Origin of the sequence: Telluria sp. B2 (assembly GCF_051789535.1) — a bacterium.
Taxonomy (GTDB): domain Bacteria; phylum Pseudomonadota; class Gammaproteobacteria; order Burkholderiales; family Burkholderiaceae_D; genus Telluria.
On sequence record NZ_CP196525.1, the window covers coordinates 3,504,665 to 3,519,389 of the forward strand.

The 14,725-nt window shown below is 68.7% G+C and carries 15 protein-coding genes and 1 tRNA gene; 8 read left to right on the forward strand and 8 right to left on the reverse strand.

Annotated features, from left to right (window positions below; translation table 11 throughout):
• Positions 1 to 3 precede the first annotated feature (3 nt).
• Positions 4 to 792, reverse strand: coding sequence for a hypothetical protein (locus tag ACSUZJ_RS15545; protein ID WP_499409634.1), 789 nt, complete (start codon positions 790 to 792; stop codon positions 4 to 6).
• Between the two features lie 175 nt (positions 793 to 967).
• Between ACSUZJ_RS15545 and ACSUZJ_RS15550 the strand changes: the two genes are divergently transcribed.
• Together ACSUZJ_RS15550 and ACSUZJ_RS15555 are read left to right on the forward strand one after the other, a co-directional pair.
• Positions 968 to 1,054, forward strand: a tRNA-Leu gene (locus ACSUZJ_RS15550).
• 147 nt (positions 1,055 to 1,201) lie between these two features.
• Positions 1,202 to 1,696 carry a hypothetical protein gene (locus ACSUZJ_RS15555; protein ID WP_499409636.1) on the forward strand — a complete coding sequence of 165 codons (495 nt, stop codon included), beginning with the start codon at positions 1,202 to 1,204 and terminating at the stop codon, positions 1,694 to 1,696.
• 209 nt (positions 1,697 to 1,905) lie between these two features.
• On the opposite strand, the gene ACSUZJ_RS15560 is transcribed toward ACSUZJ_RS15555, so the two are convergent.
• Positions 1,906 to 2,622 carry a TorF family putative porin gene (locus tag ACSUZJ_RS15560; protein ID WP_499409638.1) on the reverse strand — a complete coding sequence of 239 codons (717 nt, stop codon included), beginning with the start codon at positions 2,620 to 2,622 and terminating at the stop codon, positions 1,906 to 1,908.
• A gap of 515 nt (positions 2,623 to 3,137) precedes the next feature.
• Between ACSUZJ_RS15560 and ACSUZJ_RS15565 the strand changes: the two genes are divergently transcribed.
• Positions 3,138 to 4,184 (forward strand): GNAT family N-acetyltransferase, encoded by a 1,047-nt coding sequence (locus ACSUZJ_RS15565; protein WP_499409640.1) that lies wholly within the window; start codon positions 3,138 to 3,140, stop codon positions 4,182 to 4,184.
• 31 nt (positions 4,185 to 4,215) lie between these two features.
• On the opposite strand, the gene ACSUZJ_RS15570 is transcribed toward ACSUZJ_RS15565, so the two are convergent.
• On the reverse strand, positions 4,216 to 4,413 hold the full coding sequence (locus tag ACSUZJ_RS15570) for a hypothetical protein (RefSeq protein ID WP_499409642.1): 198 nt from the start codon (positions 4,411 to 4,413) through the stop codon (positions 4,216 to 4,218).
• 10 nt (positions 4,414 to 4,423) lie between these two features.
• Complete coding sequence (locus ACSUZJ_RS15575; RefSeq protein WP_499409644.1) at positions 4,424 to 4,831, reverse strand: hypothetical protein; 408 nt, start codon at positions 4,829 to 4,831, stop codon at positions 4,424 to 4,426.
• Between the two features lie 109 nt (positions 4,832 to 4,940).
• Here ACSUZJ_RS15575 and ACSUZJ_RS15580 point away from each other — a divergent pair, with 109 nt between their 5' ends.
• Complete coding sequence (locus ACSUZJ_RS15580; protein ID WP_499409646.1) at positions 4,941 to 5,612, forward strand: SOS response-associated peptidase; 672 nt, start codon at positions 4,941 to 4,943, stop codon at positions 5,610 to 5,612.
• Between the two features lie 18 nt (positions 5,613 to 5,630).
• On the opposite strand, the gene ACSUZJ_RS15585 is transcribed toward ACSUZJ_RS15580, so the two are convergent.
• Positions 5,631 to 5,807 carry a hypothetical protein gene (locus tag ACSUZJ_RS15585; protein WP_499409648.1) on the reverse strand — a complete coding sequence of 59 codons (177 nt, stop codon included), beginning with the start codon at positions 5,805 to 5,807 and terminating at the stop codon, positions 5,631 to 5,633.
• A 619-nt stretch (positions 5,808 to 6,426) separates the two neighbouring features.
• Between ACSUZJ_RS15585 and ACSUZJ_RS15590 the strand changes: the two genes are divergently transcribed.
• Complete coding sequence (locus tag ACSUZJ_RS15590) at positions 6,427 to 6,786, forward strand: Lcl C-terminal domain-containing protein (RefSeq protein ID WP_499409650.1); 360 nt, start codon at positions 6,427 to 6,429, stop codon at positions 6,784 to 6,786.
• A gap of 173 nt (positions 6,787 to 6,959) precedes the next feature.
• Here the strand turns inward: ACSUZJ_RS15590 and ACSUZJ_RS15595 are convergent, their stop codons facing one another.
• From ACSUZJ_RS15595 to ACSUZJ_RS15605, 3 genes are all read right to left on the reverse strand, one after another.
• Positions 6,960 to 7,727 (reverse strand): type 1 glutamine amidotransferase domain-containing protein, encoded by a 768-nt coding sequence (locus tag ACSUZJ_RS15595; protein WP_499409652.1) that lies wholly within the window; start codon positions 7,725 to 7,727, stop codon positions 6,960 to 6,962.
• 187 nt (positions 7,728 to 7,914) lie between these two features.
• Complete coding sequence (locus ACSUZJ_RS15600; RefSeq protein ID WP_499409654.1) at positions 7,915 to 9,348, reverse strand: M20/M25/M40 family metallo-hydrolase; 1,434 nt, start codon at positions 9,346 to 9,348, stop codon at positions 7,915 to 7,917.
• Between the two features lie 78 nt (positions 9,349 to 9,426).
• Complete coding sequence (locus tag ACSUZJ_RS15605) at positions 9,427 to 10,563, reverse strand: metallophosphoesterase (protein ID WP_499409656.1); 1,137 nt, start codon at positions 10,561 to 10,563, stop codon at positions 9,427 to 9,429.
• Positions 10,564 to 10,768: 205 nt separating this feature from the next.
• Here ACSUZJ_RS15605 and ACSUZJ_RS15610 point away from each other — a divergent pair, with 205 nt between their 5' ends.
• The 3 genes from ACSUZJ_RS15610 to ACSUZJ_RS15620 all read left to right on the forward strand — a co-directional run bounded on the left by ACSUZJ_RS15610 (position 10,769) and on the right by ACSUZJ_RS15620 (position 14,724).
• Positions 10,769 to 11,230 (forward strand): glycine zipper domain-containing protein, encoded by a 462-nt coding sequence (locus ACSUZJ_RS15610; protein WP_499409658.1) that lies wholly within the window; start codon positions 10,769 to 10,771, stop codon positions 11,228 to 11,230.
• 147 nt (positions 11,231 to 11,377) lie between these two features.
• On the forward strand, positions 11,378 to 12,391 hold the full coding sequence (locus ACSUZJ_RS15615) for a protein kinase domain-containing protein (RefSeq protein WP_499409660.1): 1,014 nt from the start codon (positions 11,378 to 11,380) through the stop codon (positions 12,389 to 12,391).
• Positions 12,388 to 14,724 carry an FtsW/RodA/SpoVE family cell cycle protein gene (locus ACSUZJ_RS15620; protein ID WP_499409662.1) on the forward strand — a complete coding sequence of 779 codons (2,337 nt, stop codon included), beginning with the start codon at positions 12,388 to 12,390 and terminating at the stop codon, positions 14,722 to 14,724. Before ACSUZJ_RS15615 ends, ACSUZJ_RS15620 begins: the two co-directional genes overlap by 4 nt.
• Position 14,725 lies beyond the last annotated feature (1 nt).

Here is a 14,725-nt window from a genome sequence, read left to right on the forward strand (position 1 = left end):
TGCTTACAGTCCGGCGTTGGCCAGCTTCTGCTTGAGGATCTCGTTCTCGGTCAGCAGGGTCGCCATCCGGTCCTTGAGCGACGCGATCTCGGCCTTCAGGGCCGCTTTCTCGTCGACCGGTTCGCCGTCCGGACCGGTCTTCTTCGGCTTGGTGGCCATTTTCTGCTCGCGCACCTGGCGCGCGGCCTGCTGCAACTCCTTCTTGCCGCCGGCGACGGCCGCGATCTGGGCCTCCTGCGGCAGCTGGGCGACATTCGCCGCGGCGCTGAGCGAGATGGTGCCGGCGCGCACCGCGTCGACCAGCTGCGGCGCGGCCGCCTTCTGGATGCGTTCGATCTGGCTGATGGTGTTGCTCGAGACGCGCGCGGCCTTGGCCACCTCCTCGCGCGTGTTCCATGGCGGCGGCGGACGCGAGTCCATGTCGTCCGGTTTCGGCTCAGGCGGCTCCTCGGCCATCTTCTGGGCCATGCGCGCGGTGACGATTTCCTTCTTTCGCAGCGCCAACAGGCCACGCTGGAAGTCCGACACGCTGCGGCGCGCCAGGTGGTTGTCGATCATCCAGAGCATGACGTCCTCGATCGACGAAAACTTGTCGTTCTGGACGGTGCGGAAGTCGATGCCGTGCTTGCGGCAGATCTCGTAGCGGTTATGGCCGTCGATGAGGACGTCGCCCCACAGCACCAGCGCGTCGCGGCAGCCTTCGGCGAGCAGGCTGCGTTCCAGCGCGGCGTATTCGATGTCGGTAAGCGGGTCGACGAAGGCGCGCAGTTCGTCGTGTATCGTGATGTTCAATGTAGGTCCTTGTACTTCGCTTGCACTTCTTGCGGCGCCGTCATGGCGCCGGGGTGCATGCTACACCATTCGATGGCTGAGCCAAAGACGGCCTGCCCCCTGCAGGGCCCGGATGCAGCAAAATGTTGCCAGACTGACCCTGCCGCGCCCCGCTTGTGCTAGAATCCTGCGCTCTGCCCGAATGGTGAAACTGGTAGACACCCGGGACTTAAAATCCCGTGCCAGAAATGGCGTGCCGGTTCGATCCCGGCTTCGGGCACCACCTTATCCCTGCTGTGTTCGACACAGTCCTGCCTGCCGCGGCGCACGCTGGCTCCTGCCGCAATTCCAGCCTGGATGTGAGAATGCGAGAGGTTTTTCAGGACCTGCATCGGCTAGGATGCCGCATTGCCTGAACAGCTCCTTTCCCATGTCGAACACCAAAGCTGCCGGACAGACTATCTGCCTCAGGCAAGTTTCTCGAACCTTGGCCATCCTCCGTTCCTTGCCGCTGCTGGCGTGCGCGTTTCTGGCCGCCTGTTCGACGCCGCGTGCACCCGATCTGCACAACATCGACCTGGTCGTGGCGCGCGGCGCCAACCAGAACACCCCCATCGCATTCGATATCGTCTACGTATTCGACCAGGCGGCCCTGGCACGCCTGCCCAGGACGAGCGCCGAATGGTTCAGGCAGCCGAACCCTCCCGCAAGTTCTCTCGGCAGCCCCATCCGGGCCTTCTACTATGAACTCGTACCGGACTCAACCACAAGGATACCGGAACCGTTGACGCATGGAGCAATTGCCGTTGTCGGTTACGCCAACTACACCGACGAGGCAGGCCAGCCGATGATCGATCTCACGGGGTACCGCAAGGTCACGATCCGGTTCGGTCCCGATCGCATCGACCTCAGCGGCGAGCGCTGAGCCCCAGGCTCCACGCCGACCGGAACGCAGATAAAAAAAATGCCGCTGTCACATCACGCGACAGCGGCAAACGCTCAGTTGGTCTGAGTTGGAGACATTTCCTATCGTATGGGCGGCGGTGGCAGTCTCAAGGTCCGCGAGGGCGTAAATTCTTCCTGCCTTGACGTAGGCGCAATCGCACACACTCTTCTCCATTTCCGACCGGGCGATCAGAAAACCTTGGTCAACGACACCACGAAAGTATTCTTCCCCGGATCCGAATAATCGATCCGCCCCGCCCGCTCCGGCACACCCGCCGTATAGCGCTCGTAGGCATGGGTGGCGCCGAACGCCCGCGTATATGCTCCGGTCGCCTTCCAGCCGCGGCCCAGCCTGCGCGTAACGCCCACCTTGACGTCGCGCCAGTTCCAGTAGTCGTTGCCGGCGCCTGCCACCCGGCCTTCGCCCACGTGCAGGTTGAGCGTGGTGGCGCTGCCGAGCTCGACGTTCGCGCCGCCGTCGAGGTAGCCGGTGCCACGCGCATTCGCGATGCCGAAGAAGTTGCGCGTCACCGTGTAGTTGTATTTGGCGTACAGCGCCTTGTAGCTCACCGCGGCGGAGATTTCGCCGTAGTCGTAGCGCACCCCGCTGCCGCTGAGCGCGGCGCCCGGATACTTGTAATAGTGGGTCATCAGGCTGTAGCCCAGCGGGCCAAGCGCGGCGCTGTAGCCGCCGTACAGGTCCCACTCGAGGGAGCCGCCCGCGACGATGCGATCGCTCACGGTCGAGAACCAGGTGCCGCCCGACCAGCCGTTCTTGCCGACGAAGTCGATGCCGGCCTGGGCGGCGGGCCTGCCCCAGCTCTGGCGGAAGCCCCGCGACACGTACTGGCTCGCCACGGTGGCGTTCGCCGACCAGGACGTCGCGGTGTCGGCGGTGAAGGTCATATCGGCCTCGGGCCCTGCCGCATGCGCGGACGGTGGCACGGCATACAAGGCAAGACAGGCAAGCGGCAACAGCCGCTGGACGGAGTTGAACATGGTGGCGTAGGTTTGGCTGGACGCGACAGGGGCGGCCTGGAAGATGGTGGAAAATGCCGTACGGCAATTAACTGAGGCGATTGTAGAGGGGATGCGTGCGCGCCCGGCGATTTCATGCCAGCTTGAAAATCGCTTTTTTTCGCGGATGCGTGATCCGCGCAACAGCGTGTTCAATGCGGCATTCAAGGAGGGCAACACAAGACGCACCTGGTGCCGGCGCCGCCCGGCTTCCCGCCTTCCCTGCTCCCTCGTCTTGCACAAGCGCAAGCAGCGTAGGGATTTTCCGGCGCGCCTGCGTAAACTATGCGGCGGCTCAAGCCTTGCGCATCGCGTCGGAGCCATCCCCTCCAGCCTGGCCGGCGAGGCAGTATGATTTCCGCTTCGCAATGTCCGGCAGGTGCCGGCTGCGCATGGAGGAAGGCATGACCGATCCGGCCGGGCTGTTCGCTCGCTGCACAGGCAAGGGTAACGTGTCCACGGACCGGGCCCTGCCGTCTTTCGCAGGCCCCCCAACGCCGCCCGGTCCGGCAGGGCGTTTCGCCCAGCTCGCACGCCTGCATGCGCTGTACGCGGATCAGGGCGCGCAGCTGTCGCCAGCCGGCCTGAAGGCGCTGCTCGCGCTTGCCGCGGGCTGGCGGAACTGGCCCCTGGCCGCGGTGCTCGGCGAGCGCCTGCGCGGCACCGGCGGGCTCGACGCGCAGGACACCCTGCACCTGGTCGACGCCTGCCGGGCCCTCGGCAAGGCCGAGCGGGCGCTGGAACTGGCCAGCAGCCTGCACGGGCGCGCGCGGGACGAAGGGCGCTACGCGCGCCTGGTCGACGCGCTGCGTTCCTGGCGCGACTGGCGCTCAGGCTTCCCGTCGACCCGCGGTCCCGGCGGCAGCGCGGCCGAACTCGCGCTGGAACCGCTGGCCCACCACCACGCCCAGGACTTCCTCTGGCAGTACCACGACCCGGCGATTGCTGCGCTGTGCTGCCTGCCGGTTTTCATCGACGAGCTCGACTGGCATTACTGGATGGCCGACGTCTGGCGCGCCGGGAACCGCCTGCCGCATGCGGTGCTGCACCGCGAATGGGGCTTCATCGGCTGCGTCAGCCTGGCGGTACACCGCGACGTCGGCTTTTTCTATTACTGGCTGGGACCGGACTTCCAGGGCCGGGGCCACGGTCCACGCGCCGGCGCGTTGCTGCTGTCGCTGGCGCAACAGGCCTACGGACTGCGCTGCTGCTATGCCAAGGTCTACGACTACAACCTGCGCTCGCGGCGCGGCCTGGAAAAGATGGGGTTTGCCGACCTCGGGATCAGGGGCGCGGGCGAGGATTGCAACCAGGTCTTCTACCGGCGCGGCCCCACGCAAGCGCGCCGGCGCATCGTCGGCGAGCTGCACTGGCTGCTCGCGTGCATGGACGCCCAGGTGCGCCCGGCGCCGCAGCCGGCCGCATCGTGCGAGGACGCGGCGCCGGCCTGACACGCATGACACAGACCCGCCGGCCTGCGCCTCAGGCGCCCTGGTAGATCAGGACTCCGCACACGGCCGCGCCCAGGACCAGCAAGCCGAACAGGAACCAGCGCATCGCGCTCGCCAGGCCGGCGACCGCCTTGTTCGCATCCTCGTTGAGCATGCCGCGCTTGCGGCTGGAATTGAGCAGCATCGACACGAAAATGAAGAGGAAGAAAAGGAGCAGGACAAACTTCATCGATCCATCCTCAGGTGCGCGCCAGCACCAGCACCAGCGACACGAAACTGACCAGCAGGCCGGACGCCGCGATGACCCCGACCACCTGCAGGCGTCCGCGCGCCGCTTCCATCTTGGCGATCAGCTGGGCGTTCTGGTCCGCCAGTTCGGTGATCAGTTTCGAGGCGTCGCGCAACTGGTTGTGCATCTGCGCAATCGCCGCGTCCTGCTGCTCGATGTGCGCCACCAGCATCGCCACGCCGTCGTCGCCCACGGCCTGGCCCGGCATGATCGCTTCCTCGGCCATGGCGCCCGGCGCCCCCTGCTTGCGGCCCACCGTATCCCACAGCTTGCGCGCGCCGTTTGCCACCTGCGGCGCCGCTGCGATCACGTCGCTCCACGGAACCGCCTTCAATACCTTCAGCCAGGCTACGGCCATCTTGTTTCCTCCCATGTTAACCAGTCTCAGGATAGCACCTCCCTGCCGTGCCGAACCGCCCCGCTGTGCTGCAATCGTGCAGATGCCATTTTTGCAGTACCATGGCCCCATGTGTGGACGATTTGACCAAAGCCAAACGGCACGCTACTACGCGAACGTGTTCGGCTGGGCCGACGCGGTGTACGACAGCGAGTCCAGCCCCGCCTACAACGTCTCGCCGGGCAGCTATCGCCCCGTCATGCACCTGCAGGACGGCGAGCGCCGTATCGACGACGTATTCTGGAGCTACCGCGCGAAATGGGCGGAGGGCAAGATTCCGATCGCCATCAATGCCCGCCTGGACAAGCTGACCAACCGCTACTGGAGCCGTCTGCTCAGGAACGGGCGCGCGCTCGTGCCGGCCGAGGGCTGGTACGAGTGGACCGGCGAAAAAGGCAAGAAGCAGCCCTGGCACATCCATCGCAAGGACCGTGCGCCCCTGTTCATGCTGGCGCTGGCGAATTTCGGCACGTTTACCGAGAACCGGGCCGAGGCCGGCTTCGTGATCGTGACCGACGATGCCGGCGAAGGCATGCTCGACATCCACGACCGCCGCCCGGTCGTGCTCGATGCCGCCGACGCGGCGCTGTGGCTGGATCCGGCGCTCTCGCCCGAGGCGGCGGTCGAGCTGGCGCGCAACGCAGCGCTCCCGCCCGAGGCCTTCGAGTGGTTCAAGGTCACGCCGGCCGTCAACCGGGCCGGCGCCAACAGCCCGGAAATGGCGCTCCCCCTGGCCGAATGAGCGCCACCGCCGGCCGCCTTACTCGAGCACGCTGACCAGGGCCAGCACGCCGAGGGACAGGCCGATGATCACGCCGGCGCGGTTGCGCAGGCGCTCCCCGCGTTCGACCAGCTGCCGCGCAATGCGGCGGCGCGGCCGGCGCGCGTTGGCCTCAGGGTTGAGGTTCTGTTGTTGCGATTTCTGTTCCGTGTTCATCTCTACGATATCCATTGGCGGTCTTGTGAAGATAACTGCCGAAGGTTGAAAATGCCGGCCGCGGTGGGCGGCAACATGAGGTTGGGCAGGCTCGGCTGACGACAGCGTGCTGTCGGCCGAGCTCAACCAAGCCGGGCGAGATGCTCGGAAATGCGGGCACAGGCGGCGCTGGCGGGAATGCAACAGCGCACATGCTGGAAGCGGAAATGGGAAGCGGCACGGGCAGGCGCCGCACCGCGGAGGGACGTCAAATTGAACGACTGATCGTGCTGAGAGCGTGACATTCCAGTTACCGTATTCAATCCGCCATCGGCGCGCCGCGACAGGCGGAGACCGACCGCATGAAACATCCGATTCTACACGAACAGCTTGTCAGATCAATACGCGGTTGGTGCAGGCCTGCGTCAGATCAAGGCCCCTGTTGTTAGCTGGCCCATTTTCTTCCTTGTGCTGGCCTCCCTGGACATTTCCCGTCTGCTGCAGCAACTGAATTCCCTGGTTTCTCTGCAATCGAACAAAGGTCTGATCCAGGTCGTGTCCAGAGCGGCAACTAAAGCGACGAGGCCGGTGTCATACATGGACGCACACACCGACGCACGAGGACACGATGGGCATCTATATGCAATTACGAGAGACGTTGAAGGAAGGCGAGCACTACGCCGGGGTCATCCTCGGCAAGGATGGGCAACCCGACCATCACCTGATCCTGCTTCCCGGCGACCTGGGCGACGTCAGTTGGCCGGGAGCGATCGACTGGGCGGGGGCGCAAGGCGGGGAACTGCCGAACCGGCGCGAGCTGTCGCTGCTCTTCGCCAACCTGCGCGAGCAGTTCGCGCGCGAATGGTACTGGTCGTCCGAGCCGCATGAAACGCGCTCCCAGCTGGTCTGGGGCGAGAACTTCGCGAGCGGCATCCAGACGGTCTACGGGCGGCCGTTCCGTGGCCATGCGCGCGCCGTCCGGCGGGTGCTGATCGAGTAGCCCCCTGGTCGGGCACAGGGCCGGACAGTGGGCGCGGCCGGGAACAGCCGGGCCGACGCCGGAGGCCCACCAGAGACAGGAAGATTGCGAGGAAGACTGCAAGGAAGCATTCCGCTTCCGGGCGCGGATCGTTTGACTCGTCCGCGCCCTCCCCGCCTGTCTTGACGCTTGCCTTACTCCGAGGCGCCGCGCGCTTCGGCGGCCGAGATGCGCCGGCCGTTGCCGCCGTTGCTTGCCCGGCTGACGGCCATCAGGCCCGCTCCCAGCAGCGCCAGGCCGAGCACGGCGCCGAGCGGGGAACGCGGCATCCAGCGCATCGCGGCGCCGGTGACGGCGCTCGGGCTTTCGCGCTGCGGATCCGAGTGGCGGCGGCGCAGCGCGCCATTGCTGGCCGGGCCGCCTGCGTAGAGCTGCACCATTTCGCGGACAAAAGGCACCATGTCCTGGGGGCCGCGGCTGGTCACGAGGTTACCGTCGCGCACCACTTCCTGGTCGAGCCAGGTGGCGCCGGCATGGACCATGTCGTCGCGCACGCCGGGCCAGGAGGTCAGCGTACGGCCCGACAACAGCCCGGCGGAAGCGAGCACCCAGGGGCCATGGCAGAGCGTGGCGATCGGCTTGTCGAGCAGGTCGAAGGCGCGCACGAAATCGCGCACCTCGCTCGACTGGCGCAGCGCGTCAGGATTCATGAAACCGCCTGGAATCAGCAGGCCATCGTAGTCGCGCGCGCTGACCTCGTCGACCGTCCAGTCGACCGCGACCAGGTCGGCGGGCTGGTGCAGGTTCATGCCGCGGATCTTGCCGCGTTTCAAAGAGATGATGTCGACCTCGGCGCCCGCCGCACGCAGCGCCGCCACCGGCGCCGTCAATTCCACTTTCTCGAAGCCGTCCGCGGCGAGCACGGCGATACGCTGTCCTGCCAGTTTCTTCCGTCCAGTCATGGTGTCCTCCGTTGAGATATGTGCGGGGGAGTCTACCGCAATGGCTGAATTGGCAGCGTACGGTCCGGCGCGCACCTTGCAGCGCACCATGATGATGCCTCGGCCGCCGCGCCTGGCGAAAAAATGCCCGCGGCGGGGGGCGCGGGCACACGCAATCCGCGCCGGCCGGCCTGGCCGGCTGGACGGTTTACTTCGCCGGCACGTTGGCGCGGCCGATCGGCTCCTCGATGTTGGCCAGGAACCAGGCAGTGGCCGTCATCAGGGCCACATGACGGCGCAGCAGGTCGGGGTCGACCTTGTCCAGGGTGTCGGCGGCGGTGTGGTGGTAATCGAAATAGCTCGACGTATCGATCAGCGGTGCGAAGCTCGGCACGCCGGCACGCTCCAGGCCCGACAGGTCGCCGGTCGAGAGCGCATCCTGGCGCTGGAACACGCCGGCGCCGATCGGCAGCAGGGCCGCCTGCAGCGGCGCGAACAGCTTGCTCGAGGTCGCCGGCACGCTGGCCCGCAACCCGAAGGGACGGCCGACGCCGTTGTCGCTCTCGATGGCGCCGATGTGCTTGCCGGCGTTTGCCTGTTGGGCTTCGAGGTAGGTGCGGGCGCCGCGGGTGCCGTTTTCCTCGTTCATCCAGGCGATCATGCGGATCGTGCGGCGCGGGCGGTAATCGAGTCTCTTGAGCGTATCGAACACCGCCATGGCGCTGGCGACGGCCGCCGCGTCGTCGTGGGCGCCGGTGGCCAGGTCCCAGGAATCGAGGTGCCCCGAAACGATGACGACCTCGTCGGCCTTGTCGGTACCCGGCAGGTCGGCGATCACGTTGTAGCTGTCGGCGTCGGGCAGGATCTTCGGCGTGAGCACCAGGCGCATCGCCAGCGGGCCGCGCCTGGCCAGGCGGCTCATCAGCATGGCGTCCTCGACCGTGACGGCGGCGGCCGGGATGCGCGCGCCGTCCTGCAGGCCCGAGTTGCCGGTATGCGGCAGGCGGTAGTTGGCGCCGCCAACCGAGCGCACCAGCGCCGCCGCCGCGCCCATCTCGGCCGCGATGCGCGGGCCGTTCACGCGGTAGTTCGAACCCTGGCCATAAGCCTGGCCGGCCAGGCCGCGGTCGGCCATGTGCTGGTCGAAAGGCACGTCGAACAGGACGATGCGGCCCTTGACCTCGCCTGCACGCTGCTTGAGCTCGTCGAAGCTGGACACCACGATCACTTCGGCCTTCAGGCCCTCGGCCGGGGTTGCGCCGGAGCCGCCCAGGGCGCTGAGCACCACGCGCTGGGTGATGCCGGCCGGGCGCCCGCGGTATTCGACCAGCTCGCCGCTCTCGGCGCCACGCACCCAGTGCGGCACCTTCACCGGCTGCAGGGTCACCTTGGCGCCGAGTTTACGCATCGCATCGGCCACCTGGGTCACGGCCGCCGCCGCGCCGGCCGAGCCCGACAACCGCGGGCCGATCAGGTCGGTCATGTCGGCCGTGCGTTCCCAGGCATAATCGCTCGCCATCGCGGTATCGCGGATCCTGGCCAGCGCGGCGGGATCGTTGCCGGGGCTGGCGGCCTGGGCCGATGCGGCCAGCAGGGCGGCGGCCATCAGGCCGAGAGCGGGAATGCGGATGCGGCGGTTCATGCGGTGATTCCTTCAGTCAAGTACTAGGGACCCGAAGGTTAGCGCATATGGCAGGTTTTTGCTGCGCGCCGGCTATCGTCACGCCGGTACCAGGCGCACCAGCGTGATCTCCGAAGGCGCCCCGAAACGCTTGGGCGGCCCCCAGTAGCCGGTGCCGCGGCTGGTGTAGACCCAGAGGGCGCGCACCTTGTGCAGGCCGGCAACGAAAGGCTGCTGCAGCGGCACGAAGAAATTCCAGGGGAAGAATTGCCCGCCGTGGGTGTGGCCGGAGAGCTGCAGGTCGAATCCGGCCTCGGCGGCGGCCGGCGCCGTGCGCGGCTGGTGCGCCAGCAGGATCTTCACATCGACTCCCCGCGGCGCTCCCGCTGCGGCGGCATGCGGGTCGCTGCGGTGGCTGGGTACGAAATGGTGGGCAGTGAAGTCCGGCACGCCGGCGATCAGGACCTTGGCCCGGCCGCGTTCGCGCACCACGTGCTGGTTCAGCAACACGGTCAGGCCCAGGCGGCGCACCTCGGCGATCCACTCCTCGGCGCCCGAGTAATATTCGTGGTTGCCGGTCACGAAAAAGGCGCCGTCCGGCGCCGACAACCGCGCCAGCGGCTGGGTATGCAGGGCCAGGCGCTGCACGCTGCCGTCGACCAGGTCGCCGGTGACCGCGATGGCGTCGGCCTTCAGGGCATTGACGCGGTTGACGATGGCGTTCAGGTAGGGGCGGCGGATGGTCGGGCCGACGTGGATGTCGGAAATCTGCGCGATGGAGTAACCATGCAGCTCTTCCGGCAGGCCGGCGATCGGCACATCGACCCGCTTCACCCGCGCCAGGCGGCGCGCGTTGACGAAGCCGATCAGGGTGACCGCCAGCGCCAGCAGCGGCACCCCGGCCGCGCTCCAGTGGGTGAAGGCCGGGCTGGCAAAGCCGCTCACCCGCACCATGAGCAGGACGATGTCGCGGAGAAACGTAATGACGAGCAGCGAAGAAAACAGGCCCATCGCCAGCAGGCCGAACCAGGCCAGTTGCTCGGACCAGCGCCGCCGCCGCAACGAGGAGGACAGCAGGCCGACCGGCACCAGCACGGTCGACAGCGCCAGCAGCACGACGCCGGCCAGCATGCCGCCCAGCCCCAATCCCATGTCCGGCATCAGCCGCGCCCCGATATACACGTGCAGGAGAATGAGCAGGGCAAGGACGGTGAACAGGTTACGGCGAGCTGACATGGTGTGGAGAAGAGTGGAAGCGGTGTGTGTTAGATGGGGCGGGCGCGGCGGTCTGCAAGCCTTGTCAAAAGAATGTTACGAGACCACCCCGACTTGTAAAAGTCTGTATTAGTCGATGAGACCCTGTGCGGGCAGAACTATAGTGTGTCCATGCCCGGCCTCCTTGCGATCATGTCGATCCACGCCGGGGAACAAAGGAAAAGCCATGTTGAACAAGAAATGCTTTGGTGCGGTGATCCTGGCCGCGGTTGCCGTCTCGCCCTCGGCATTCGCTGGCGACCGCGGCGTCAATACGGCGGTCGGCGCGGTGCTCGGCGCAGCAATTGGCGGTAGTGCGGGTGGTGGCACCGGCGCCCTGGTCGGCGGCGTGCTTGGCGCGGCAGTCGGCAACTCGATCAGCACCCACGACGATCGCCGTCATTACGGCGGCCGCGGCTACGGCTCGGTCAACTACGGTCCGGCCCCGGTCTACGCCCAGCCGCGCCCGGTCTACTACGAGGCCCCGCGTTACTACCGCCAGCCCGAGGTGGTGTACGTCGAACCGCGTCACCGCGGCTGGGACCATGGGCGTGACCGTGGCGGCCGCGACCGCGACTGGGACCGCGGCCATGACCGCGACGGCTACCGCGATGGCCGCGGCTGGGACCGCGACGGCTACCGCCGCTGATCCAGCCTGCCACTGATCCAGCCCACTCCACAAGAGCCGCGTCGCCGACGCGGCTTTTTTTCGTCCGTCCACCCAACGCCCCTTTCCCCTCCCCTCCGCTAGCCTGCAGCGGCGGCGCCTGCCGCCCCGTCATTAGCGGAGGGATGCATGTACGACAGCGGCGACATCGTGACACTCGCGGGCGGCCATTACCGGCTGCGCGAACAACTGGCCGGTTCGGCCTATGGCCTGGTCTGGCGCGCCGAAGGCGGCCCGGACGGTGAAGTCGCGCTCAAGCTGGTCAACCGCGAACAGATGGCGCGTGCGCCCGCCGCGCTGCAGGCGCGCTGGAGCGAATGCGCGGCGTGCGAGATCGCCTTCCTGTCCAGCCTTGCGCCCTGGGACGCGCGCCACATCGTACGCCTGCTCGACCATGGCCATCACGAGGGCCTGCCCGCGCTGGCCCTCGAACTGCTCGACGGCGACCTCGCCGCGCACATGACGGCCAACCAGGCTGCCGGCCGGCGCACCGGCCTGGCCCAGGCGCTGGCCTGGCTGGCCCAGATCAACCAGGCGCTGGCCAAGGTCCACCAGCAGGGCTGGCGCTACCTCGACCTGAAACCGGCCAACCTGCTGGTCGACGCCGCCCGCGGCACGCTCAAGCTGGCCGACTTCGGCACCAACCGCAGCCTGGACGACGCGCAGCAGCATTCCTATGCCGGCACCGCAAGCTGGCAGGCGCCGGAACAATTCTTCCCGGCCGAGGGCGCAGGCTACCTGACCGATGCGCGCAGCGACTACTTTGCGCTCGGCGCCATCTTCTTCTATCTCGTCACCGACGGCGCCACGCTGCGCTACCACGGCGCCTGCGCGGATGCCTACCGCGCCCACGGCAGTTCAGGCGCCGCCCAGCTGCGCGCGGCCTGGGGCGGCGCCCTGCCCCCGGTGCTGGCCGAGGACGAGGCCGGGCGCTTCCTCGCCTGCGCAGGCGCGGGAGAGTGCCGCGGCGACCCGGCGGCGGCCCTGGCCCTGCTGCGCGCCCTGCTGGCGCTGCGGCCCCAGGACCGGCCGCGCCATGCGCTGGAGATCAGCCGCCTGATCGCGGCAGCCCAGGGCGGCATCGACGGCTCCCGAAATCCGGCAAGGAGCGCCGAACGAAGCGCAGAGCGGAGGGCGGCGTGAGGGGCGCCGGACGCATCGCCGTGGGCACGCTGGCGACGGCCGCCCTGCTCCTCCCGTGCGCGCTGCAGGCCTTGGCCTTGCTGCGCATGCCGCCCGCCTTCAGCCCCGCCCGGATCGCGGTCACGCTGGCGCCCGGCCAGGGCATCGAACTGGGCCGCGCGGAGCTGGCCGCGCCCGGGGCCGATCCGCGCCACCTGCGGCTGCGCCGCGACGAGGCCGGGCGCTGGTGGATCGCCAGCGCCAGCGGCATCCAGGGCCTGCGCCTGGAGACCATGGGCGAATCCCGGCGCAGCGGCGAACTAGCCCTGCTCGCGGGCCAGCGCTTCACGCTCGGCGCCACGCACTATACGGTGGAGGCTGCCGGCAGCCACCTGCGCCTGAACGACGGCCGCCACGTCTGGGACTACGACGGCGCCCTGGTGCGGCGCGACGGCGAAACCCAGGGCGCCTGCCCGCAGGCCACGCCCGGCGCGCGCCTGCTGTCCGCCTGGAACCGCTTCATGCCCGCCTTCCTCGGCTTCGCGCGCCCATTGCGCCTGGGCGGCAACCTGTCCTGCGCGACCATCATCGGCAATGCCGAGGCCGCTCCGGGCAGCGCCAGCATTGCCTTCGGCGACGGTGCGCCGGTCCTGCTGGCCGCCACCGGCGCCGGGCGCGCGCCGCTGCTGGCCGAGATCGACGGCCTGCCGGTCGACCTGGCCCTGCGCGAGCAGGCGCTGGCGGGGGTCACCGCGCTCACGGTCGGGCGTACCCGGCTGCTGGCCGATATCGATGGCGACCAGTTGCGGCTGCGTCCGGTCAGCCGCGTTGCCCTGTTCGGCGAGACCCGCACCGAACTGCCCGCGGCGGTCACCTGGCAGTGGGAAGCGCGCCAGCCCTGGCTGCTGCCGGGCTGGGCGCCCTGGGCCGCCGCCCTGGCGCTGGGCAGCGGCCTGCTCGCCGCCTTCCTTGCCTGGCGTACGGCCTGCCGCAAGCATCCGGGGCTGGCTGTGCGCTGCGGCGCCGGCGTCGCGCTCGTCCTTGCCGGCCTGGCCATGCTGCTGTCCCAGCGCGCCGGCCAGGCGCCCGGCCCCGCCCTGAGCTTGCTGCCGGCCTGGGCCGCGCTCTGGTACGGCATTGGGCTCGGCGCCGGGTCCGGCACCCAAGCGCGCCGTCCGAATCCGGTGCTGGCGACCGGCGTGCTGCTGCTGGCCGGCGGCCTGCTGCTGCAGCTCGAGCTGGGCGCGGCCGCAGCCGACACCTCCTGGATGCGCCACTTCCAGAAGACCGCCGCCGCCACCACGCTGGGCCTGGGCCTGGCCGGCCTGGCTGCGCTCTACCGGGGCCGCCGCCCCCTGTCGCAGGCCCAGGTCGAATGGCTGCTGCTGGCCCTGGCCTGCGGCGCGGTGCTGGCCCTCCTGGCCCAGGTCGGCTGGGGCAACGAGACCGGCGTCTTCGACCTCCAGCCCGTGGAATTCGCCAAGCTGGCGCTCACGGTGCTGACGGCCCACTGCGTCGCCCTCGGGCTGGGCGCGGGCGAAACCCGCAACGGCGCCCTGCTGCGCTGGCTGCGCCTGGCCTCGCCCGCGCTGCTGTTCATGGTCCTGCTGGCCGTGGCGCTGGTCCAGGTCGACGATTACTCGCCCCTGATCCTGCTGCTGGTCTGGGGCGCGGCCATGCTGCTGGCCTGGTCGCTCGCCGTGCGGCGCAAGGCCGTGGCCTGCGGCGTGCTGCTGCTCGCGGCCGGCGCAGTGCTGGCCGTCGCCCTGCTGCGCGGCGCCAGTCCCGAGGATATCGCGCACTGGAATTTCTACGGCGAGCGCTTCCTGGTCTGGCTCGACCCGGCGGCCCATCCGCACACCGGCCAGCAACTGCTGCTGGGCGCCCGCGCGGTCGCCAGCGGCGGCTGGCTGGGCGCCGACGGCGTGTTCGGCCTGGCGGCGCTGGGGCAAGGCGCGCCCGATGCCCTGGCGATTCCCGCGGTGCAGGACGACTTCGCGCCCTCCTTCTTCCTGCACCGCCACGGCCTGCTGGCGGGCCTGGCCCTGTGGACGCTGCAGGCCCTGTTCCTGTGCGCGCTCCTGCATGCGGCCCAGCGCGCCTGGCAGGCGGGCCTGGCGGCGCGCGACTTCCGCCATGCCTGGCGCGCCCGCCTGCGCTGCTTCGTGCTGTGCGGCGGAGCGGCCTTCGTGTTCGGCCACTTCCTGCTGTCCTGGGGCACGAACCTGGCCTTTTTCCCGATCATGGGCCAGCCGATGAGCTTTCTGTCGGCGGGCGGCTCGCACCTCCTGTTTTTCATCTTCCCCCTGCTAGCGTTCGGTGCCGCGGGCGCCCAATCTTTAGAGGAGAGTTAAT

Bases quoted from the DNA above. Each gene is read 5' to 3' on its own strand.
- ACSUZJ_RS15555 (WP_499409636.1), top strand. From the start codon at position 1,202: ATGTCGAACACCAAAGCTGCCGGACAGACTATCTGCCTCAGGCAAGTT.
- ACSUZJ_RS15560 (WP_499409638.1), bottom strand. From the start codon at position 2,622: ATGACCTTCACCGCCGACACCGCGACGTCCTGGTCGGCGAACGCCACC.
- ACSUZJ_RS15565 (WP_499409640.1), top strand. From the start codon at position 3,138: ATGACCGATCCGGCCGGGCTGTTCGCTCGCTGCACAGGCAAGGGTAAC.
- ACSUZJ_RS15570 (WP_499409642.1), bottom strand. From the start codon at position 4,413: ATGAAGTTTGTCCTGCTCCTTTTCTTCCTCTTCATTTTCGTGTCGATG.
- ACSUZJ_RS15575 (WP_499409644.1), bottom strand. From the start codon at position 4,831: ATGGCCGTAGCCTGGCTGAAGGTATTGAAGGCGGTTCCGTGGAGCGAC.
- ACSUZJ_RS15580 (WP_499409646.1), top strand. From the start codon at position 4,941: ATGTGTGGACGATTTGACCAAAGCCAAACGGCACGCTACTACGCGAAC.
- ACSUZJ_RS15585 (WP_499409648.1), bottom strand. From the start codon at position 5,807: ATGAACACGGAACAGAAATCGCAACAACAGAACCTCAACCCTGAGGCC.
- ACSUZJ_RS15590 (WP_499409650.1), top strand. From the start codon at position 6,427: ATGCAATTACGAGAGACGTTGAAGGAAGGCGAGCACTACGCCGGGGTC.
- ACSUZJ_RS15595 (WP_499409652.1), bottom strand. From the start codon at position 7,727: ATGACTGGACGGAAGAAACTGGCAGGACAGCGTATCGCCGTGCTCGCC.
- ACSUZJ_RS15600 (WP_499409654.1), bottom strand. From the start codon at position 9,348: ATGAACCGCCGCATCCGCATTCCCGCTCTCGGCCTGATGGCCGCCGCC.
- ACSUZJ_RS15605 (WP_499409656.1), bottom strand. From the start codon at position 10,563: ATGTCAGCTCGCCGTAACCTGTTCACCGTCCTTGCCCTGCTCATTCTC.
- ACSUZJ_RS15610 (WP_499409658.1), top strand. From the start codon at position 10,769: ATGTTGAACAAGAAATGCTTTGGTGCGGTGATCCTGGCCGCGGTTGCC.
- ACSUZJ_RS15615 (WP_499409660.1), top strand. From the start codon at position 11,378: ATGTACGACAGCGGCGACATCGTGACACTCGCGGGCGGCCATTACCGG.